Here is a 1109-nt window from a genome sequence, read left to right on the forward strand (position 1 = left end):
CCGTAAAGGTAGACCGAGACAGCCAGCAATTGCATCAGCTCGGGCGTCGTCTCATGGCCGAGCTGCAGCAGGCCGAGCGACGCCATCAGCGCAAGCAGGGCACCATCGGCCAAGGCCCGGGCGTAGTCGACGGCCTGTGCTTCGCCGCCGAAGGCAAAGGCCACCGGTTGGGCAGCCTCCGTGCGGGCGAGATGAAAGCAGGTGTACCAGACCGCCACCAACACGCCGACCAGCACAAAGGCATAAGGCAGGCGGGCGGCGACCGGTGCGTCCAGGAAGGGCAGGGCCTTGATGGCCAGCGCGCCCAGCCAGTAGGGCAAGGGGCCGCCCTCGGCCGGAATGCCGGCGATCGCCGGCTGCCACCAGGGCGCGTGGCCCTGGGCGATGCTGGCCATGAAACCGAAGCTGCTCAAGTCGGCATTGCGCCAGGGGTCGCGGCCGAACAGGCCGGGCAGCACATATGCCGCGCACAGCAGCAGCAGGGCCAGGCGCGGCAGGCGCTCGACGCCGCGCTCGGCGACGATGGCAGGGGTGGGGAGATTCACGCGCTTAAGTTCGATGAAACCGGCCGGCATGATGCCGTCAAACGGCGGTCAAAAATGAAAAATGGCAGCCCATGCTGCCAAATGAGAAAAGGGCAGCGCGAATGCCGCAGCAAAACAAAAGGGCAGCCTGAGCTGCCCTTTGGTCGTTGGCGCGGCGAAACGCCGCCAAGCCGATTACTTCTTGAGGTGCGAGAACTTGTTGCGGAACTTCTCGACGCGGCCACCGAGGTTGTCGATGCTCTTTTGCGTACCCGTGTAGAAGGGGTGYGACTCGCTGGTGGTTTCCAGCTTCACCAGCGGCAGCTTCTTGCCGTCCAGCTCGATCATTTCCTTGGTCTGGACGGTGGAACGCGTCACGAACTGGAAACCGTTGGACTGGTCGACGAACACGACGTCGCGGTAGTTGGGGTGAATGCCGTCTTTCATGGGAACCTCTTGGCTAGGTCGGGAGCCACGCCGACGATGTCAATCGCTGGTCGGCGCACTTTCCGGGGGTGTCTGGGCGGAAAACCCGCGATTGTAGCGGGCTTCCCTGCGGTTTGGCTAGTTTGGGCTGAAAGTGCC

Annotated in this window: 1 protein-coding gene and 1 pseudogene; both read right to left on the reverse strand. The window is 64.0% G+C overall.

Annotation, left to right across the window (positions count from 1 at the left end):
• Positions 1-545, reverse strand: a pseudogene (locus tag AC1DU6_RS32275) (hypothetical protein); the annotation flags it as partial.
• Positions 546-719: 174 nt separating this feature from the next.
• Complete coding sequence (locus AC1DU6_RS32280) at positions 720-971, reverse strand: type B 50S ribosomal protein L31 (RefSeq protein ID WP_056195481.1); 252 nt, start codon at positions 969-971, stop codon at positions 720-722.
• Between the last annotated feature and the right edge of the window lie 138 nt (positions 972-1109).

This window comes from Roseateles sp. P5_B10, assembly GCF_056400485.1.